This window comes from Psychromonas sp., assembly GCF_047632995.1.
Taxonomy (GTDB): Bacteria; Pseudomonadota; Gammaproteobacteria; order Enterobacterales; family Psychromonadaceae; genus Psychromonas.
This window is the reverse complement of record NZ_JBLIEK010000035.1, coordinates 14,267-33,767: the sequence shown is the minus strand read 5'-3', so window position 1 is coordinate 33,767 and position 19,501 is coordinate 14,267. Positions and strand designations below refer to the sequence as shown.

The following is a 19,501-nucleotide window of genomic DNA, read 5'->3' as shown; positions in this document are numbered from 1 at the left end:
AACCCTATACACATCCAACAGCGCATAAATCAGCAAAGGGCGTTTTTTATGTGATTAATTTATCCTTCACCTGTTTAACTCCAAGCCTGTAGACAGTTCGCTGTGAATGTTCTGCCTTTTGCTAGAACGTCAAATAATCCTCCCTCCACAACGCAATAAACTGATTCACCACTCAATTTGATTAATCCCTCACTTAAAATACAATTACCCATTGAATATCAACTATATATAAATTACTGTAAACTTATTATTAAAAATAAATGCTGGAAAGGAGTGATTCTACAGCTTCGTTAGATCCACGTAAAAAGTGTTTTCCAATAATTAATAACGGCTACGCTTTGCCGGGATACATATGAAAAATATTAAACGAATAGCTTTGGTAGCTTACGGCAATCGGGAAAAATATTTAATCGAGTGGGTTGAATGGAACTATAAGAAGTTAATAGGTCACCAATTGATATCGACTGGAACAACGGGTAATTTAGTCGAGAAAGCTATCAATAAAAATTTAGGCAAAACAGATAAAATTAAATTTAAAATTAAGAAGCTTAAATCCGGACCGTTAGGTGGAGATCAACAGCTTGGTGCAATGATAGCGGAGAATAAAGTGGATTTATTAATATTTCTTTGGGATCCCATGCAACCGCAAACTGCTGATGTTCAGGCGCTTTTGAGAATTGCTGTTTTATATAATATCCCAACAGCAAATAACCGTTCTACAGCTGATTTTTTAATTTTATCACCGATTATAGATGGTGAATACAAACCAGAATTTAAAGATTACTCGTCATACAGAACTCGATATGTCGTGTGTTAGTTCAGATAAACAAACCAATAAGTAAAATTTTTTAATGATAAGTTGCTGTCCGTGGACTCAACACCGTTGTCGCGTTTTTTGCTAAAAACCCAAAGCAACACCAACTTACTCGCCGGAGAGCAAGTTGGTATGAGAGCGGTACATTCCCTATTGATCCGTACCCTCTCGTGAGAGTGGCTACTGTCGATACGATGAAGGGCGCAATCGGTTGTAAAATACCGTATTATAAAGGCTCCAATCTTAAAGTTATTATAGAGGAGAATATTAGTGGCTAAGCAAAATTACGCTTTTGAAAAGCGCCAGAAAGAAATAGCCAAAAAGAAAAAGAAGGAAGAGAAACGCTTGAAAAAAGCAGGGGGAAACGATAATCAGCCGCAGGATGTTCAACCTATATCGGTAAGCGACGATAAATAGGTCATAATCGGCAACACATTACAAATAATGATAGGTGTCGCGCAGTCGGCACCTTCTCGGTTGTTGTACAAGCCCGTGGCTACTTATTTATAGTAAATGGTGGGATCTTTATTGGTCGGTGCTTCGTCTTATTGCCTGGTTTGCTCACGATAGGTGTCCAGTGATAGGTTATAAGCCGTGCGACAGCTAACGACATTAAAACACTCAAATCCCCAAATTGCAGATCTCATTTAGCAATCTCCTGGCATTTGCCCTATTGATTTCTCTGTTTTAAAAATCATACGTTTTCTTTCATTTAATTATCCTCAAAAAAGGTTTGGGCATCCTATCTTTTTGTCTTTTTTATGCTTTATATTGCTTTTTAACAGATCTTTATTAGATCATTACTTTAAGTCAAATGGCATTACATTTCCTTTTGTCTTATAATAACTTGATGTTTCCACTTACAATAAATTATTAAATGATTTAGAAAAGGTGCTGCAACGTCATTAATAAATGTTTAATGGTGTCCGTGTTCCTTGTAGTAGGCGGAGCAATTCTTTTAATTGCATACCAGTAGGATTTATATGAAGACCAATCGATATATAAAAATCATTGCAGCTACCAGCTTGCTCTTACTTTCTCAGCAAACGCTTGCTACAGCATTTTTAAACACAACCTCTTCCTATTATGAATTACAAGGAGGGGCAACCTTTAATGATGGTGAGATGCGAAGTCAAACATCTAGCGGAGGTTTGTTCTGGGCAATGGGGGAAAATGGGGATTTTGATTTTACCGGAGAGGGGAAACAATACGACCAATATGGTAATTCATATGGCGGATATGGTTGGATGGAGATATCTCGCACAGAAAATTCTTTACGCCAGTTTGGTGGTCAAGAACATAATTGGTCTAGTAATTCGTCCGTAGGTCACCAAACAAACTTTATTGATTCACTGATCGAGTGGGAGTTTGACGTTTTATACGATGACGCTTGGGTGGATTACCTACTATTATTTTCAGGCACAGGCAGTATTGACTTTAATATTACTAATATGACCACCGGAAAATCATTGTTTAATGTTGATAATTATTCCTCTATCCTATCTGGACCGATTGATATTATCTTGCTGCAAGATAATCATTATCGTCTTTCCAGTACCATTAATAACTCATCTCCCTCAGATGGTATGTACAGTGAAACCGATATTCACTTTGCTAACGCCGAAATGCAGCTACCTACACCAAAGAGTGCTCTGTTATTTTTACTTGCAATATTATTTTTCAGTTACTCACGGAAAAAAATCGATTAACCTAAAAAAGGTATGGGTGTCTTGTCTTTTATTGCTCACCGGAGAGCAAAGCGTTGTGTTCGAGGTAAATATGTTGAGTTTGAAAATTGATTGAGCTAAACGAACAAAATATAGATTGTCCTTATTGTGGAGAGACTATTTCAGTGCTCATCGACAGGCAGGAAGCAGGGGGGCAATATATAGAAGACTGTCAAGTCTGTTGTCGTCCTATTGTCTTTCAAGTTTCCGAAGATGTGTTGAACAACCTGATAGTGACAGTATATTGTGAAGATGATGTTGTTTAGTAAATTAGATAACAAGGGTCTTAAATTGAGCTCTTTTTGTTGCACTCCATTCGTCTATTTATACCAAGGTTAAGCGGGAAATTATCATTTAGTTAAACATTTCCCCTGAAAGAGAGGAAAAAAATATGATAAGAAAATTACCGGAAAGTGAAGGGTCTACAATTGGGCTCGAAGTCTCTGGGAAAATAGATCTTGAACAAGAGAATCAATGGATAGAGATATTCAATAAGCTGGTTGAAGAATATGACAAGATCAACATATTAATTGTTTTGGATGGGAAAATAAATTTTGCTGTTGATGTCGCCTATGAAGACTTGAAATGGACATTCAAACACCTGAAAAACATGAATAAACTCGCTATTGTTTCTGAAAGTAAAGTGTTGGGATGGCTGGTGGCTGCAGACAGTCCGTTTGGAAAGTTAGTCGGTATAAGTGAAAAACATTTTGAATTAAGTCGTTTACAAGATGCTTGGAGATGGGTTAAATAATAGTTCACTTATGTGGTTTTTGACCCACGTATAATTAAGGTGGGATGGTATGAATAATATGTAACAATTAATAGATTTTTTGGCTGGATGTCTGTTGTAAATATCGGATTCTTGATTCTTGCTTCTTGCTTCTTGTTTCATTAATCCTTGTTGTAATAAAAGATGCCATAAGCGTAATAGATGGAAAGATGTTTAGTGTAAATGAATGTTAATTAAAAAAATTCACATTAAATATTTGGCTTTCGTTTTAATTTAGTTCCCTACATCACACTCAAATCCCAAAATTGCACATCTCATTTCAATCTCCAGCCATTTCCCTATTGATTTCTCTGTTTTCAAAATTATACGTCTGTCTTTTGTTTCCATACTCAAATTAAGAAAGCGAAACGCAAGAGAAATAATATAATCATCAATGATGTAGACTGTACAAAGTTTATCTGGTTTAACTCGCAGCACATTAAGCGATCAAGGTGTTAATTATGAAGCTTCATAAGTTTGTTTATTTACTGTTATTTTTTATTGTCGCGTGTGCTGCTAAGAATAATCTTCCTGTTCCAGAGATGATATCAACCTCTGCACCCATTCCACCGAGAACGTCTTCGCCTGTCATTGATCCACAATTAATGCTGGATTCTTTTGCTTTTACTTCCCGTATCTATATAGATGCAAATCTGCCAAGTGATTGTAGCGATTACAGTCCGGCTCTGCGTGCTTGTGGCGCCGGTGACAGCTTAGCATTCCATAGTATTGCTGCATCGAAAAAAGCCGCCGCAGCGGGAGTTATATTTCTAATTAGAGGTGGTAATTATAAAGAAGTATTACATGTTACTCGTTCGGGCCGTGCTAATGGCTACCTTGGCTATTCCGCTTATTCTGATGAAACGGTTACCCTGTTAAACGTTAATACGATTGACGATGGTGAAGAGTACGGTGCTATTTGGCTTGATCAGGTCTCTTATGTGCTTATTAATGGGATTGATGTGCGCGGTTCAATTGGTTTTGGTCGCTTATTAAATGCCCATTACAATATTATTGCTAATAGTGAATTTTATGAGTCGACACTATGGCGAGGGGGGAGAGGAAAAAGCAAACGCGGCGGTTTGTATATTGCTTTTAGTAATTACAATCGGATTGTTAATAACAGTTTTTATAAAGGCACCGATTCACTTTCACTTATCCATGCTAACCATAATTTAGTTGCGGGTAACCGTATGGATCTTGCGGGACATGATATTTGGAATATTAAATGCGGCAGTTTTAATGTTATCCGCAACAATGAGTTCAGTAATAAAAATCAGAAACTGGGCTCTGTATTTGATTGTGAATCAGGCACTATGACTTGGCACGGCAATGGTCAATTTGGCCAGCAGCAAGCCATCCTAGACAGCTCACAACACAACCTGATTGATAGCAATATATTCAGAGATTCGGTGCGCTATTACTCCACCAGTGGTGGCAATGGAATTCAGTACGCGGGGCAAAATGGTATTATTCGCAGAAATATTTTTTACCGTGTGAATGCCGGTATTGGTATGGCTTCATACGCAAGTGAGGCGACTTATAATTACGCGAATCGTATTTATAATAATACGTTTCATGATAACTGGTGTGTTGCACTTGCCATTGGTATACCGCTAAAAAAAATGACAGATAATGAATACCGTAATAATATCCTTTGGAATAATCAAGGGCTTGGAAAATCACAGTGTAAAGAAAAAAATGGCAAACAAATTCTACTGCGGAATGGCCGAAAGTCAGGTGGGCGTTTTGTTAATAATAACATCGCCAGTAATATTGATGAAGGTGTATTGGGTATCTGGGGGAGTCCAATAAGTCACTCGCTAATGAGTTATTATCTGCGTTTTGGTGTTGCTGAATTTGTTCAAACGATTGCTATCGATCCACTTTTTGCAGATCAGTCGAACAATGATTATCGTTTACAAGCAATGAGCCCAATGATTGATAAGGGGGCATTTTTAAGCTCTGTCATTAGTCCGTCTGGTTCGGGTAATCAATTACAATTAGCGGATGTTAAGTACTTCTACGATGGCTTTGCTATTCCCGGAGAAGTGGGTGATACAGTGCAAATTGAAGGGCATAATGAGACGGCTAGCATTGTCAAAATAGACTATGCCAAGCAAGCAATTATATTAAATAAACCACTGAGCTGGCAGCAGGGGGATGGAATCGCATTGAGTTATAATGGATCGAGTCCAGATCTCGGCGCACTGGAGTACCATTAATTACATTGAACGTTTAACTCATTTGTTGATGTAATCGTATTAACGTTCATTCAATGAGCTAACTTGAAAATGCGGGACTATCTCAATGGGCTTTTGATGGTCCTTAATATTTAACCAACAGGTATCAATACCGCATTAAGTCCACCTAAAATATCCGATGAATCAGTCGTTTTAATTGCCACCTACTGAATACTGTAGATAAAAGGTGTGGTGTCCTCACTTTTTCATCCCTGATAAATAAGAGGTACGGATTATACCGTTGATTTAAAAAATTTTGCAGCAATAACTTCCCATTTTATGGCTTTCAATTTGTTATTCACATGATCTATTTTCCCGCTATGCTATGATACTTTCACTTTTAAAATATTAACGAGAATAAAATGACTACGCCGCAAAATGAAAACATTCATATCCAATCAGAAACCGTGTTAATTACACCGTTAGAGCTTAAAAACTTACTCCCAGCTTCTGAAAGTGTTTATCAATTCATTGCTGGATCTCGCCAAGTTATTGCAAATATTGTGCATAAAAAAGATCCCCGTTTTTTAGTTGTTTGTGGGCCTTGTTCTATTCACGATATTGACGCCGCTAAAGAATATGCGCTTGAATTAAAAAAACTACACGAACAATATAAAGATACTTTGTATATTGTTATGCGTGTCTATTTCGAAAAACCACGTACAACGGTTGGCTGGAAGGGATTAATTAACGATCCGCATATGGATGATTCCTTTGATATCGAAACAGGTTTAAAGCAGGCTCGTGAACTTCTGTTATGGATCTCTGAGTTAGGATTGCCAATTGCAACAGAAGCACTGGATCCTATTAGCCCTCAATATTTGGGCGATCTATTCAGCTGGGCAGCTATTGGAGCCCGCACTACTGAATCACAAACTCATCGTGAAATGGCGAGTGGATTATCAATGCCTGTCGGTTTTAAAAACGGTACTGATGGCAGTTTGTCGACGGCGGTCAATGCGATGAAATCAGCCTCTTCTCCACACCGTTTTATGGGCATTAATCAGCAAGGACAAAGTGCTTTATTGCAAACTAGCGGCAATAAAGATGGCCATGTCATTTTGCGCGGCGGTGGTGGTAAACCCAACTATGACTCCCTTAATGTGGCATTAGCAGAGCAGGCTCTTCATCAAGCTGGTGTTGAAGATGTTTTAATTGTTGACTGCAGTCATGCGAATTCTAATAAAGATTATTCTCTGCAGCCATTGGTTGCCAAAGATGTATTCCATCAAGTGATTAAAGGCAATAAATCGATTATTGGTATTATGCTAGAAAGTAATATCAATGAAGGTAATCAACCTGCTGAGTTAGCAAAAGAACAACTCAAATATGGCGTATCAGTAACAGATGCTTGTATTAACTGGGAGACGACTAGTCAATTACTTGCTGATGCGGTTGGCTTGTTAAAAGACACGTTAAAAACACGATAAGAAGAAATTTATGCCTTTAAGTAAATTAAGAGACCAAATTGATGCAGTTGATCAGCAGATCATTGATTTACTCGCGGAGCGGTTACGTTTAGTCGGCGAGGTTGGCGAAGTAAAAACTAAGTATGGTTTGCCTATTTATGCACCGGATCGCGAAGCGGCGATGCTTAAAAAACGTCGCGCAGAAGCTGAGTTAAAAGGTGTACCAGCCAACTTAATTGAAGATATTTTACGCCGCACAATGCGTGAGTCTTATGCGAGTGAAAATGAAACAGGTTTCAAAACGGTTAATCCGGATATGAAACGTATTGTTATTATTGGTGGGAATGGTTTATTAGGTCAACGTTTTGTTGAAATGTTTGAATTGTCGGGTTATCAGGTGGATATCTTAGGCCGTGCTAACTGGGATCAAGCTGAACAAATTTGCAGTCAGGCAGGCCTGGTCATTGTCGGCTCTCCGATTGATGTTACAGAGTCGATTATCAAGCAACTGACTTATCTGCCTGATGATTGTATTCTTGCGGATATAACCAGTGTTAAAGCTGGCCCTTTGCAAGCGATGCTAGATGTTCATAAAGGTCCTGTTGTTGGTCTGCACCCTATGTTTGGCCCTGATATTTCGAGTTTTGCTAAACAGGTTATTGTTTATTGCGATGGCCGCGGGCAAGAGAAATATAGTTGGTTGATTGAACAGATGAAAATCTGGGGCGCACATCTTTATAATGTGAAAGCGGAAACGCATGATGAGTCAATGTCATTAATTCAAGCGTTACGTCATTTTACAAGTTTTGTATATGGTGTGCATTTGCAGGAAGTAAATGCAGATTTAAAACAGTTGCTTGATTTAAGCTCTCCAATTTATCGCTTGGAATTGGCTATGGTCGGGAGATTATTTGCTCAGGAGCCTGCGCTGTATGCGGATATCATTCTTTCCCAGAAAAATAACTTGGCGATGATAAAGCGTTACCATAAGCATTTTTCTGACGCGATTGAATTGCTGGAAAATGAAGACAGAGAAGCCTTTATCAATCGATTTAAATCAGTGACTAACTGGATGGGGGACTACTCTTCTTTATTCCTAAGTGAGAGTCGTGCTCTTTTACAGCAGGCTCATGATAATCGGAACTATGAAGATAAATTAGAAGATAATTAATTTTTCTTCACGCAAATAAAAAGGAGGTTAATAACCTCCTTTTTATTTATCTAATGCCTGCCTGTTTTTATGCGGCAAACTCTTTATTTAATTTTATTTCTGCATCGGATTCAATTTCAATTTCTGGCTCTTCAATAGCTTCTCCTGAAATATCGCCATTACGGCACATATCTTTGCCATTATTTTTTGCGCGAGCCGCTTCTGATTTATGAATATACTTGGTTAGTTGGCGCTCAATTTTCTGGAATAATTGCCCGATTGCTTTATAGAGATCATCGTTTTCTGCATGAGCAAATATCTGACCATTAGGGACATTGATAGTTGCTTCGACTTTTACGCCTTTAGGTTCTTTTGTGATGATGCAGTGAGGATTAATTAGTGGGACTTGTAGCTTTTCTAATTTCTGGAAACGTTCCTCTACTTTGGTGCGCATTGTGTCGGTGATAGTGATTTGTTTGCTTGTAATTTCAATTCTCATAGAAGACACCTTTTGGTTATACACGTATTGTGTTCATAAATAGATTAGGCTTTTTCCTCGATTTTAAAAGTGACTAAGATCTCATCTAGTCGGCTTTTGTTATTAAGGAAATTATTCTTTGACCTATGTTTATTTTCTTTCAAAAAAATTAAAGAATGCTTGTTGAAAGTTAAAACTTAGGGCAATCTTGAATGGATAAATTCCTCGCTTTTATATCTCCTTTTGGTTTAAAAAAAATTTTTTTCATTCTCTATTTTGCTATCTTTGCTTTTTTAACTCCTTTTTCTATTAACAGTTGAGTTATTACATGTCGCGATCCTTTACCTTTAAGTTTACACGTATTTGTATATTTTGCTATTTATGCGGTCAGAGTTGTTTTTTATCAGCCTCCCCTTGGTTACATGGGTTAAGTATGTACGGTGATTTCAAGTATTTACCCGGTTTTTCCCACTTCGAGTATGTAAATCCAAATGCCCCTAAAGGCGGTGTTTTTAAACAAGCCGCTATTGGTAGTTTTGATTCACTCAATTCCTTTATCGTTAAAGGGAACGCCGCTGCAGGTATTAATATGATTTATGACTCGCTGCTTAAGCAATCAAGCGATGAGCCTTTTAGTGGTTACTGCTTGATTGCCGAGAAGGTTAAAGTTGCAGATGATTTTTCTTCGGTCAGTTTTTTAATTAATAAAAATGCGCGTTTTCATGATGGCAAAAGTATTCGGGCGAGTGATGTTAAATTTAGTTTTGAACTATTAATTGAAAAAGGAGATCCGCATTTCCGCTCCTATTATTCAGGCGTGAAAGAGGTGCGGGTTGATAATCCATTACAAGTGACCTTTTATTTTAAAGAGATAGGTAATCGTGAATTAGCGCTGATTATTGGCCAGCTGCCCATTCTTCCGGAACATTACTGGCGTGGTAAAGATTTTTCTAAGAGTGGGTTAGCTATTCCGCTCGGTTCCGGCGCTTATCGCGTTGAAAGTTTTGAGGCCTCTAAAAGGATAACTTATCAACGCGTTGAAGACTATTGGGCAAAAGATTTAGCGGTTAATAAAGGAATCAATAATTTTGACTCTATGATCTTTGATTATTACCGTGACGATAGTATTGCTTTTGAGGCGTTTAAATCGGGCGCCTTTGATTATCGCCTTGAAAGCTCATCAAAACGTTGGGCAACCGGTTATAGCGGTGATAATTTCGTTTCCGGTAAGATTGCTAAATTTACCATAGCGGATAAAACCCCTCAGGGAATGCAGGGGTTTTGGTTTAATCTGCGCAGAGAAAAATTTAAAGATATTCATGTCCGAGAAGCGATTAGTCTGCTGTTTGATTTCCAATGGACCAATAAAACCCTTTTTTACAGCGCTTATACGCGCAGTGACAGCTTTTATGCGGGATCTGAACTTGCTACTGGTCGGGAGATTTCTCAACCTGAGTTGGATATTTTAGCGCCTTATAAAACGCAATTACCTAGCGCGGTTTTTGAGCCCATTGAATTTGCACAAAACGATGGTGATGGCAATATCCGCGGGCAGATGAGAAAAGCGGTCAAATTGTTTGAACTGGCGGGGTATCAGTTAAAAGATAGTAAAATGCAGGATAGCAAGGGTCAGCAGTTGAGCTTTGAGTTTTTACTCTACAGTAAAGATTTTGAACGCGTGGTACATCCCTTTCGTCGTAATTTACAGCGGATCGGCATCAAAACAACCATTCGTTTAGTGGATGTCTCGCAGTTTATAAACCGTTTAAACAATTTTGATTTTGATCTGCTTTCAATGCGTAAAGGGCAATCAATTTCTCCGGGTAATGAGCAGCTCAGTTACTGGGGGTGCGATAGTGCGCTGCAGGTGGGCACCGCTAACTGGGCGGGAATTTGCTCGCCCGTGATTGACGAGTTAGTCAATAAATTGATTATGGCGGATACTCGAAAAGAGTTAGTGCACACCACACAAGCGTTAGACCGGGTTTTGCTCGCCGAGCATATTGTTATTCCACAATGGTATCTGCCCGCCTACCGGATTGCTTATTGGGATAAATTTGAGCGCCCTCATGTAGCGCCTGTGTATGAGTTAGGGTTATCAACCTGGTGGAGCCGTGAGGCTGAAGATAGCCAGCAGGAGGGCGCGCAATGAACAGTTATATTTTACGCCGTCTGTTACTCATTATTCCGACATTAATTGGTATTATGACCATTAATTTTTTTATTGTGCAGATAGCCCCAGGCGGGCCTGTTGAGCAGGCCATTGCACAATATCAAGGACTTGACGGTAGTACTTCAACGCGTCTTGGAGCGGGCACCAACAGCGATATAAAACAAAATAGTAATAAAAGTGAATATCGCGGCGCACAAGGTGTAGACCCTGAGTATATCGCCGCCCTTGAAAAATTATATGGTTTCGATAAACCGCTTGTGGAACGCTATTTTTCAATGTTATGGCGTTATATAAAATTTGATTTTGGCGAGAGTTTTTACCGTAATCAGAAAGTGATCGATCTGATTCTTGATAAAATGCCCGTTTCTATCTCGTTAGGGCTCTGGACAACCCTGCTTACCTATTTAATCTCAATTCCGCTTGGCATAAAAAAAGCGATTTCACACGGCAGTCGTTTTGATATCTGGAGCAGTACTCTGGTGACCATCGCCTATGCCATCCCCGCTTTTATTCTGGCTATTATGTTAATTGTACTGTTTGCCGGGGGGTCCTACTACGACTGGTTCCCTTTGCGCGGTTTAACATCCGATAATTTTGCGCAGCTGAGTTTTTGGGCGCAGATAAGAGATTATTTTTGGCATTTAACCTTGCCCATTTTTGCTTCTGTCTTAGCCAGTTTTGCAACACTGACTATGTTAACTAAAAACTCCTTTCTTGATGAGATCCATAAACAATATGTGGTCACTGCGCGTGCCAAAGGGTGTTCAAAAAAGCGCATCTTATACGGACATATTTTTCGTAATGCGATGTTACTTGTATTAGCTGGCCTGCCCGCGGCTTTGATTGGTATTTTTTTCACCGGCTCTATGTTGATTGAGGTTATTTTTTCATTGGATGGACTCGGTTTATTAAGCTTTGAATCTGTTATTAATCGCGATTATCCGGTGATATTTGCTTCGCTGTATATTTTTACCTTAGTGGGCTTAGTGCTGAAATTGATCAGTGATATCAGCTATACCTTGATCGATCCCCGTATTAGCTTTGAAGGACGATAAGATGTCATTAATTCGCACCTGGCAAAATATGAGAAATAACCCGATCAATAGAGACAGATGGTCGCAGTTCAAAAAGAACAAGCGCGGATATTGGTCGCTGTGGATATTTCTGGTTCTTTTTCTGCTTAGTTTACTGGCTGAGCTGTGGATCAACGATAAACCTATTATGGTTTCTTACCAGCAGCATTGGTATTTCCCTATTGTGGAAGATATTCCTGAGAATCACCTAGGTGGCGACTTTGATATCAACACAGATTACCGCGATCTTTATATGATCGGGCAAATTGAAAAAGAGGGCTGGATAATCTGGCCGCTGGTGCCTTTTTATTTCGACACTATTAATTTTGAGTTAAGCGAGCCGGCCCCTTCACCGCCAAGCAATGTTAATTACTTGGGTACGGACGATCAAGGGCGGGATCTGCTGGCGCGATTGGTTTATGGTTTTAGAATATCGGTTGTTTTTGCATTAACATTAACTTTTATCAGCTCCTTTATTGGCATTATTGCTGGCGCCATTCAGGGATATTACGGCGGGCGTATTGATCTTGTAGGGCAGCGACTATTAGAAATTTGGGAAGGGCTGCCAATGCTCTTTATGCTGATTATTTTGGCGAGTTTTGTCGAACCAACATTTTATTGGCTATTAGGGTTAATGATCTTATTTAGCTGGCCGAGTTTAGTGGGCGTGGTGCGCGCGGAATTTTTACGCGGTCGCCATTTAGAATATGTAAAAGCAGCAAGGGCATTAGGAGTTGGGGACAGTACCATTATGTTTAAACATATTTTACCCAATGCAATGATAGCGACATTGACCTTTATGCCCTATCTGTTCACCGGTGCATTAACCACATTGACCTCGCTGGACTTTCTTGGCTTTGGTCTGCCTTTGGGCTCCGCTTCCCTGGGTGAGATGGTGGCGCAAGGTAAAAATAATTTACATGCACCCTGGCTGGCTATTACCGCCTTTATCTCTTTGGCAACGATTTTAGTTTTATTGGTGTTTATCGGTGAAGCGACGCGTGATGCTTTTGATCCAAGGAAAACATTATGATCCCTATCGTCGAAGACAATCCACTGTTAAAAGTACAAGATCTGTCCATCAGTTTTGGCCAACAAGAGATTGTGAAAAGTGTTAGTTTTACCCTTAATAAAGGGCAAACACTGGCTATTGTGGGTGAAAGCGGGGCGGGTAAGTCACTGCTTGCTTTGTCTGTTTTACAGCTATTACCCTACCCGGAAGCTCACCATCCGAGCGGGGAGATCTACCTATCCGGGCAGCCGTTAGTTGGCAAGGGAGAAGCTGTATTAGAGATGATTAGGGGCAATAAAGTAGGCATGATTTTTCAAGAGCCGATGACCTCGCTTAATCCGCTGCATACAGTGCACAAACAGATTGCAGAAAGCCTGTTAATTCATAAAGGACTAACAGGGAAAAAGGCGCAGACTCGGATTATTGAGTTATTAGAGTTAGTCGGTATTGAGTCCCCGCAAACGCGTTTAGGCTCGTATCCTCACGAGTTGTCCGGCGGGCAGCGTCAACGTGTGATGATTGCGATGGCATTAGCGAATGATCCTGAACTCTTGATTGCTGATGAGCCGACAACAGCGCTTGATGTCACCATCCAAAAACAGATATTAGATCTATTAAAATCATTACAAAAACGGCTCAATATGGGCATTTTGCTTATCACCCATGACTTGCACATTGTGCGCTCTATTGCTGATTCCGTGTTGGTTATGCGTGAGGGTGAAGTGGTTGAATATAATAATAAAAAGGAACTGTTTGAAAACCCGCAGCAGGAATATACAAAAATATTATTAGATGCGGTCCCGTGTGGTGATATGGCTGAAATAGTCAATCCGCAATTGATATTGTCCGCCAAGAATATAAATGTCACTTATCCACTGGCAAAGAATTTTTGGGGCAAAACAATCAGGAGCTTAGACGCGGTTAAAAACGTCAGTTTGCAGGTGCATAAAGGCGAGACAGTCGCCATTGTCGGTGAAAGCGGTTCGGGGAAAAGTACATTGGCGCAAGCCATACTGCAGCTTAACAAAAGTACCGGCAGCGTTGTCTATCTGGGAAAACAGCTTGATGCCATTAAACACAGCGAGCTGCAGAAATTACGGGCAAAGTTACAAATTGTTTTTCAGGATCCCTTTGCAAGTTTAAGCCCCCGTTTGTCGGTGCGCGATATTATTGCCGAAGGATTAGATGTGCATAATCCACAGCTGAGCAGGGCGCAAATCGACACTGAAGTTGAATCTGTCTTAGATAGAGTGGGGCTAGATAAAGAGAGCGCGTCACGCTACCCGCATCAATTTTCCGGTGGACAAAGGCAACGGATCTCGATCGCTCGTGCATTGATTCTACAGCCGCAACTGATTGTGTTAGATGAGCCTACCTCTGCGCTGGACCGAACTATTCAGAAGCAGATCTTAGCCTTATTAGTCTCATTGCAGAAAGAGTTTTCTTTGAGCTATCTTTTTATTAGCCACGATTTATCTGTGGTGAAGTCTATTAGCCATCGCGTTTTAGTTATGCGGGCGGGGGAAATTGTCGAGCAGGGGACCACTCGCGCTGTATTTTCACAGCCGCAGAAAAAATACACTCAACTATTATTATCATGCGCCAGTATATGATGCTACATTCATAACTGTTAGAGGTGTAAATATTTATTATCAAGTTGAGTTGCTATGAAAAAAACTGTTTTTGTCTGTTTTTGTTTGTTCGTTATTTCAAGTTTTACGACCGCTTTGACGCTTCCCGAGCAAAGAGAGGTATATACGCAGGCGGTTAATTTTCAAGAGCAAAACAGGTGGATGGAAGCTGCGCAAAAATCGCTACTTATTCCTGAATATCCGTTAACTTATCTGCTTGATTATCAGTATCTCAAAGCCAATTTTAAGCGCAACAGTTTAGATTCAGTGCAGTCTTTTATTCACAAAAATGCAGCGCATAAAATCAGTAACGATCTGCAGCGAGAATATTTATATTATTTAGCAAAGAATGAATATTGGCGTGAATATCTTGATTTTTATCCGCAACTCCCCCATTCAGTGGATCTGAAATGCTTCCATTTTCAGGCTAAAATAGCGCAAGGGAAAGCTGAACAGATTTGGCCTGATGTTGAAAAAACCTGGTTAAGCGGATACTCCTTGCCGAACGCTTGCGATAGCACGCTAAACTATTATTTACAAAGCAATAAAATATCTCAGCCGTTAATTTGGCAACGCTTTCAATTAGCTTATTTCAAAAACAAAAAATCATTAATGTCCTATCTAATCGGGTTAATGGATGAGCCAAAGAAAATATTAGCAAAACAGTTATACGACTTAAATCGCTCCCCCCTCAAGTTACTAAACAGCGACCTATTTAAGCAGCGCCAACAAGCTAGTTATGCTTTTTTGCTGACCAGCATTAAACGCTTAGCAGCAAAGGATATTAACTTAGGGCTGAAAGCATACTCAGTCTATGAGAATAAAATTCCTTTTACACAGTTAGAAAAAGAGAGTTTAAAAAAATATTTTATTTCCCGTATTTTAATCAATAATGACACAGATAAGTTTGCATGGTTAGATAAAGAGCTTACCCTTTTAGGGGACAGTCAATTAATTGAGCGGCGTATTCGCTATGCTATTAAATTAGATAACTGGCACGATATTGAATATTGGATAGCGCAATTACCCCCATCCCAACAACAAGATAGAAAATGGCAATATTGGCAAGCGCGCGTATTGGAAAATAAACAACAGCAGTCGCAAGCAAGAAAGTTGTATCAAAAGATAGCTTCTCAACGCACTTACTACGGTTTTTTAGCTGCACAAAAATTGAATTTAGATTATCAGTTTAATGCGCAAATAGTGACCGGAACGGGTCTGGATTTATCGCATTTACAACCTCAGCTGGCACATATTGAAGCGCTCTATTTTCATCAGTATATACACTTACTCAAACGTGAGTGGGATGCGTTGCTGGTCCAGCAAAATTACTCGCTACAGCGGCAATTAGGTTTATATGCATTTCAAAAGGGCTGGGCGCACCTTTCTGTGCTGGCAAGTATTCGCTCTAAAAGCTGGGACGCCCTGAATATTCGTTTTCCAGAAGTAAGATCTCAACCGTTTTCAGATAATGCCAATAAATATCAAATTGATAGCAGCTATATTTACGCTATTACCCGGCAAGAAAGTTCTTTTGATGAGTTTGCTCGTTCACCTGTCGGAGCACGTGGCTATATGCAGTTAATGCCAAATACAGCGGCTGAGACGGCAAAAAAAATAGGTTTGAAAGAGTATAAGGAACAAAAACAATTAACGCAGGGAGCTATCAATATACAGTTAGGAACAGCCTATTTCGATAGCCTGCTAACACGTTATAAAGGTAATCGAATTCTGGCAACTGCTGCCTATAATGCGGGCCCCCATCGCGTTGATCGCTGGCAAGGTAATAACGAAGGAAGGGCTAAGCAGGGTCTAACGATGGACAGCTGGGTGGAAACGATACCTTATAAAGAAACGCGACGTTATGTAAAAAATGTCCTGGCGTATAACGTTATTTACCAGCATATTTTAGAAAAGCCGCTTGAGTTTCTTACCCCTGCCGAGCTTAATGCGCGTTTTTAATCAGCATACGTTTTGAGTCTGTTTTAAATTATGCTTATCTACCAGCATTGATCGTTATTTGTGCTGCCATTGCTGGTGTGTGCGCTGTCTTGATTAATAAACAGTGTCTTACATGCCGCTTCGTCATTAGCCTGTGTGGTGCCACTTTTAGCGACCGCTTTCATCACATAGGTTGTCATACCTGCTGACACCACTGAAAATGTATAATAACTATGAGTTGCGGGCAGACCCAGATCGGCTTCCAGATCTGAATAGCTGGGAGTTAAGATATGCAAACTGGTTTGTTTTAGTTGCGCTTTTATCAATTCGGCTTTGGCATCAGCACGACGCGCTTTAATCATATGAGACTGGTAGGATGGATAGGCAATACTGGTGAGTATGCCAATAATCGCGATCACAATTAAGAGTTCAATTAACGTAAAACCTTGTGTTTTCTTCATAAAACACCCCACCCCTATGCCGTTAAGTTACCTAATCTACCTGGAATAGTGTAGATCTTTATTATCAAAGCAACATAGTTTTATTAATCGTTAATAGCCTTTTTAGGCTAAACTTTAACTTATTGATAAATGAGCTCCCGCTAAAAAATATAAATAAGGAGTGATTATGAAGCACCGTCTTCCCTTTTCAAAAGGCCTTACTCTGATAGAGCTGCTGGTGGCCGTTTCAGTTATTGCTATTTTGCTGGCAATCGGTATCCCTTCCTACAAAACGTTCTTTGATCGCGACCGGTTGGAAGGGGGAGCCACTGCACTTTACTTTATGCTTAATTTATCCAAAACCGAATCGATCAAACGTAATAGCGATATCTATCTGAAGATAACCGCGGGAAATGATTGGTGTGTCGGGTCAAATGAAGGCGATGCAGTATGTGATTGTAATAGTAAGGGGAGCTGTGATGCTGCGATTAGCCATAATGAATATAAAAATTTAACGCTGCTATCGAATTACAGCGTTCCTTATTACGATCGTGTCCGTGGCTCGTTTAATGAACCCAATGGGCTATTTAAATTACGCTCGGAAAGCGCGGGAGAAATACGCCTAAATGTGAATTTTCTTGGGTCAGTGCGTATCTGTGGGGTTGATGGTGTATTAGGGCTAAACGGTTGTTGATTAGCTAAATAACTGTTTTATTACATTCAGCGTATTATTTATTTTTTTGCTGTTTGTCGGGGTAATGAAGACAGTGTCATCTCCGGCTATCGTGCCTAAAATACCTTCTGTTTTACCAATAGAATCTAACAAACGAGCGATTAATTGCGCCGCCCCAGGGCTAGTGTGAATGACAATGAGATTATCATTGTAATCAATATCTAGGACAAGATTTTTTAATGGGCTTGTTGTCGCCGGGATACCCAGCTCTGCAGGTAGGCAGTAAACCATCTCTCCTTTGGTATTTCTGGTGCGCACCGCACCCGACTTGCTGAGCATTCGAGAAACCTTTGATTGGTTAATATTATGAAAACCAGCTTGCTGTAATGCCTCGACTATCTCTCCTTGAGAGCTTAATCGCTCTTTAGTTAATAAGGCTTTAAAAAAGTCCATTAATTCAGTTGGTTGTTTCATATTAAAATTACTCTATTAGTTCAGGTGCGAATTGCTGGGGCTATGATAATTAATACTGAATAATTATCAACAAATAAATTGTCAAAATAACTGCATAATTATTCATCTTAAAATCAGCGATTGAAATTAAACAATGATTAAATTATTACTGCAGCCAGCGCTGTGAAGTGCCATGCAAAAGAACTAAAACTAAAAGGCAACGCGGGTTTTGTTGCTGGCGCTTGGATTTTATAGAGGATTTTTTCCCGTTTTTTATTGCTAATAAAAGAAATCAAATTTTAGCCTGAAGATTATTTTTGCAGGTCGCAAAGAACGAAGGTATTTTAGCTTGTATATTTCCTCAGAAAGTAAGCGTTACCTCTCTTAAATATGACTAACCTTATAAGTTAGCTTTACCTTGATCACAATCATTTAACATTTTCAACATTAGTCGTTATTTATCACTAAAATATACTGAAATAATTATATGAATAATTAACTTGTGGAGATACTTATGAAAGTTGCTGTTCTTGGTGCCGCTGGTGGGATTGGACAAGCCCTTGCGTTATTGTTAAAGCTTGATTTGCCGGAAAATTCATCCTTATCACTTTATGATCTTGCGCCAGTTACACCTGGAGTCGCGAAAGATTTAAGTCATATCCCAACCAGTGTGCAAGTGGATGGTTATGCAGGAGATGATCCAACCCCCGCGCTCGAAGGCGCAGATGTCGTCTTGATAGCAGCGGGTGTGGCACGTAAACCGGGTATGGATCGTGACGATCTGTTTCACATTAATGCTTCTATTATCCAAAAATTAGTCTCTAAAGTTGCACAGGTCGCACCGGAAGCGTGTATAGGAATTATTACCAATCCGGTTAATACAACCGTTGCTATCGCATCCGAAGTGCTGAAAAAAGCAGGTGTATATAATAAAAAGAAACTGTTCGGCATTACCACCTTAGATGTTATCCGTGCAGAGGATTTTGTAGCGGAGAAAACCGGCCTTCCCGCTGAACATGTGCGTGTAAATGTTATTGGTGGTCACAGTGGAACGACTATCTTGCCTGTGCTGTCGCAAGTGCAAGGGGTTGCGTTTAGCGAACAAGAGGTGATAGAACTGACTGAACGCATCCAAAATGCAGGTACAGAAGTCGTCAATGCAAAAGCGGGTGGCGGTTCGGCAACGCTTTCAATGGCGCGAGCCGCGTCTATTTTTGGTGTGAATCTTGTGCAAGCGCTTTTAGGTAAACAGGGCATTATTCAAAATGCTTATGTCGATGGCGATAATTCATGCTCTCCATTTTTTACTCAGCCGCTGCTATTAGGCAGGAATGGCATTGAACGTGTTTTACCCTTTGGAGATTTAAGCCCTTTCGAAGAGCAGAAAAAACAAGAGATGCTGAGTGTTTTACATGCGGATATTCAAAAAGGTATTGATTTTGTTAAAAATAACAACTAAAAATGGAGTTTGATTAACAGTTTACAAAACCAGTTAATAATGCGGTTTATTTT

The 19,501-nt window shown here is 39.7% G+C and carries 18 protein-coding genes; 15 read left to right on the top strand and 3 right to left on the bottom strand.

All coding sequences use genetic code 11. From position 1 onward, the window contains the following. Positions 1 to 352: 352 nt before the first annotated feature. From ACJAT7_RS08340 to tyrA, 8 genes are all read left to right on the top strand, one after another. Entirely contained in the window at positions 353 to 817 is a 465-nt protein-coding gene (locus ACJAT7_RS08340) for a methylglyoxal synthase (RefSeq protein ID WP_415226341.1), read from the top strand. 267 nt (positions 818 to 1,084) lie between these two features. Then, complete coding sequence (locus ACJAT7_RS08335) at positions 1,085 to 1,231, top strand: hypothetical protein (protein ID WP_415226340.1); 147 nt, start codon at positions 1,085 to 1,087, stop codon at positions 1,229 to 1,231. A gap of 566 nt (positions 1,232 to 1,797) precedes the next feature. Then, positions 1,798 to 2,523: a hypothetical protein gene (locus tag ACJAT7_RS08330; protein ID WP_415226339.1), complete on the top strand. Its 726-nt coding sequence runs from the start codon at positions 1,798 to 1,800 to the stop codon at positions 2,521 to 2,523. A gap of 86 nt (positions 2,524 to 2,609) precedes the next feature. Further along, complete coding sequence (locus ACJAT7_RS08325; RefSeq protein ID WP_415226338.1) at positions 2,610 to 2,807, top strand: CPXCG motif-containing cysteine-rich protein; 198 nt, start codon at positions 2,610 to 2,612, stop codon at positions 2,805 to 2,807. Between the two features lie 125 nt (positions 2,808 to 2,932). Continuing rightward, positions 2,933 to 3,295 (top strand): STAS/SEC14 domain-containing protein, encoded by a 363-nt coding sequence (locus ACJAT7_RS08320; protein WP_415226337.1) that lies wholly within the window; start codon positions 2,933 to 2,935, stop codon positions 3,293 to 3,295. Positions 3,296 to 3,774: 479 nt separating this feature from the next. Next, on the top strand, positions 3,775 to 5,538 hold the full coding sequence (locus ACJAT7_RS08315; protein ID WP_415226336.1) for a NosD domain-containing protein: 1,764 nt from the start codon (positions 3,775 to 3,777) through the stop codon (positions 5,536 to 5,538). Positions 5,539 to 5,918: 380 nt separating this feature from the next. Further along, the gene (locus ACJAT7_RS08310; protein WP_415226335.1) at positions 5,919 to 6,986 is read left to right on the top strand and encodes a 3-deoxy-7-phosphoheptulonate synthase; all 1,068 of its coding nucleotides are present in this window, start codon (positions 5,919 to 5,921) and stop codon (positions 6,984 to 6,986) included. Positions 6,987 to 6,996: 10 nt separating this feature from the next. Next, a complete protein-coding gene (gene tyrA, locus ACJAT7_RS08305; RefSeq protein ID WP_415226334.1) occupies positions 6,997 to 8,136 on the top strand; it encodes a bifunctional chorismate mutase/prephenate dehydrogenase in 1,140 nt (379 codons plus the stop codon). Between the two features lie 67 nt (positions 8,137 to 8,203). On the opposite strand, the gene hpf is transcribed toward tyrA, so the two are convergent. Continuing rightward, entirely contained in the window at positions 8,204 to 8,614 is a 411-nt protein-coding gene (gene hpf, locus ACJAT7_RS08300; RefSeq protein ID WP_415226333.1) for a ribosome hibernation-promoting factor, HPF/YfiA family, read from the bottom strand. Positions 8,615 to 9,026: 412 nt separating this feature from the next. Between hpf and ACJAT7_RS08295 the strand changes: the two genes are divergently transcribed. The 5 genes from ACJAT7_RS08295 to ACJAT7_RS08275 are packed head-to-tail and all read left to right on the top strand — an operon-like array spanning position 9,027 to position 16,444. After that, positions 9,027 to 10,745: an extracellular solute-binding protein gene (locus ACJAT7_RS08295; protein ID WP_415226332.1), complete on the top strand. Its 1,719-nt coding sequence runs from the start codon at positions 9,027 to 9,029 to the stop codon at positions 10,743 to 10,745. Beyond that, a complete protein-coding gene (locus tag ACJAT7_RS08290; RefSeq protein WP_415226331.1) occupies positions 10,742 to 11,821 on the top strand; it encodes a microcin C ABC transporter permease YejB in 1,080 nt (359 codons plus the stop codon). Before ACJAT7_RS08295 ends, ACJAT7_RS08290 begins: the two co-directional genes overlap by 4 nt. A 1-nt stretch (position 11,822) precedes the next feature. Beyond that, a complete protein-coding gene (locus ACJAT7_RS08285) occupies positions 11,823 to 12,872 on the top strand; it encodes an ABC transporter permease (RefSeq protein WP_415226330.1) in 1,050 nt (349 codons plus the stop codon). After that, positions 12,869 to 14,464 carry an ABC transporter ATP-binding protein gene (locus ACJAT7_RS08280; RefSeq protein WP_415226329.1) on the top strand — a complete coding sequence of 532 codons (1,596 nt, stop codon included), beginning with the start codon at positions 12,869 to 12,871 and terminating at the stop codon, positions 14,462 to 14,464. Before ACJAT7_RS08285 ends, ACJAT7_RS08280 begins: the two co-directional genes overlap by 4 nt. A gap of 54 nt (positions 14,465 to 14,518) precedes the next feature. Then, positions 14,519 to 16,444, top strand: coding sequence for a transglycosylase SLT domain-containing protein (locus tag ACJAT7_RS08275; protein ID WP_415226328.1), 1,926 nt, complete (start codon positions 14,519 to 14,521; stop codon positions 16,442 to 16,444). Positions 16,445 to 16,482: 38 nt separating this feature from the next. Here ACJAT7_RS08275 and ACJAT7_RS08270 read toward each other — a convergent pair whose 3' ends face one another. Further along, complete coding sequence (locus ACJAT7_RS08270) at positions 16,483 to 16,884, bottom strand: type IV pilin protein (RefSeq protein WP_415226327.1); 402 nt, start codon at positions 16,882 to 16,884, stop codon at positions 16,483 to 16,485. A gap of 166 nt (positions 16,885 to 17,050) precedes the next feature. Here ACJAT7_RS08270 and ACJAT7_RS08265 point away from each other — a divergent pair, with 166 nt between their 5' ends. Beyond that, the gene (locus tag ACJAT7_RS08265; RefSeq protein ID WP_415226326.1) at positions 17,051 to 17,557 is read left to right on the top strand and encodes a Tfp pilus assembly protein FimT/FimU; all 507 of its coding nucleotides are present in this window, start codon (positions 17,051 to 17,053) and stop codon (positions 17,555 to 17,557) included. On the opposite strand, the gene argR is transcribed toward ACJAT7_RS08265, so the two are convergent. Next, on the bottom strand, positions 17,558 to 18,010 hold the full coding sequence (gene argR, locus ACJAT7_RS08260) for a transcriptional regulator ArgR (protein WP_415226325.1): 453 nt from the start codon (positions 18,008 to 18,010) through the stop codon (positions 17,558 to 17,560). It lies immediately after the preceding gene. 493 nt (positions 18,011 to 18,503) lie between these two features. Between argR and mdh the strand changes: the two genes are divergently transcribed. Beyond that, positions 18,504 to 19,448, top strand: a complete 945-nt coding sequence (gene mdh / locus ACJAT7_RS08255; RefSeq protein ID WP_415226324.1) for a malate dehydrogenase — start codon at positions 18,504 to 18,506, stop codon at positions 19,446 to 19,448. Positions 19,449 to 19,501: the final 53 nt, after the last annotated feature.

Excerpts from the sequence above, each read along its gene's own strand:
- ACJAT7_RS08310 (WP_415226335.1), top strand. The coding sequence starts at position 5,919 with ATGACTACGCCGCAAAATGAAAACATTCATATCCAATCAGAAACCGTG.
- mdh (WP_415226324.1), top strand. The coding sequence starts at position 18,504 with ATGAAAGTTGCTGTTCTTGGTGCCGCTGGTGGGATTGGACAAGCCCTT.
- ACJAT7_RS08340 (WP_415226341.1), top strand. The coding sequence starts at position 353 with ATGAAAAATATTAAACGAATAGCTTTGGTAGCTTACGGCAATCGGGAA.
- ACJAT7_RS08285 (WP_415226330.1), top strand. The coding sequence starts at position 11,823 with ATGTCATTAATTCGCACCTGGCAAAATATGAGAAATAACCCGATCAAT.
- ACJAT7_RS08265 (WP_415226326.1), top strand. The coding sequence starts at position 17,051 with ATGAAGCACCGTCTTCCCTTTTCAAAAGGCCTTACTCTGATAGAGCTG.
- ACJAT7_RS08295 (WP_415226332.1), top strand. The coding sequence starts at position 9,027 with ATGTACGGTGATTTCAAGTATTTACCCGGTTTTTCCCACTTCGAGTAT.
- ACJAT7_RS08280 (WP_415226329.1), top strand. The coding sequence starts at position 12,869 with ATGATCCCTATCGTCGAAGACAATCCACTGTTAAAAGTACAAGATCTG.
- hpf (WP_415226333.1), bottom strand. The coding sequence starts at position 8,614 with ATGAGAATTGAAATTACAAGCAAACAAATCACTATCACCGACACAATG.
- argR (WP_415226325.1), bottom strand. The coding sequence starts at position 18,010 with ATGAAACAACCAACTGAATTAATGGACTTTTTTAAAGCCTTATTAACT.
- ACJAT7_RS08330 (WP_415226339.1), top strand. The coding sequence starts at position 1,798 with ATGAAGACCAATCGATATATAAAAATCATTGCAGCTACCAGCTTGCTC.
- ACJAT7_RS08320 (WP_415226337.1), top strand. The coding sequence starts at position 2,933 with ATGATAAGAAAATTACCGGAAAGTGAAGGGTCTACAATTGGGCTCGAA.
- ACJAT7_RS08315 (WP_415226336.1), top strand. The coding sequence starts at position 3,775 with ATGAAGCTTCATAAGTTTGTTTATTTACTGTTATTTTTTATTGTCGCG.
- ACJAT7_RS08275 (WP_415226328.1), top strand. The coding sequence starts at position 14,519 with ATGAAAAAAACTGTTTTTGTCTGTTTTTGTTTGTTCGTTATTTCAAGT.
- ACJAT7_RS08270 (WP_415226327.1), bottom strand. The coding sequence starts at position 16,884 with ATGAAGAAAACACAAGGTTTTACGTTAATTGAACTCTTAATTGTGATC.
- tyrA (WP_415226334.1), top strand. The coding sequence starts at position 6,997 with ATGCCTTTAAGTAAATTAAGAGACCAAATTGATGCAGTTGATCAGCAG.
- ACJAT7_RS08290 (WP_415226331.1), top strand. The coding sequence starts at position 10,742 with ATGAACAGTTATATTTTACGCCGTCTGTTACTCATTATTCCGACATTA.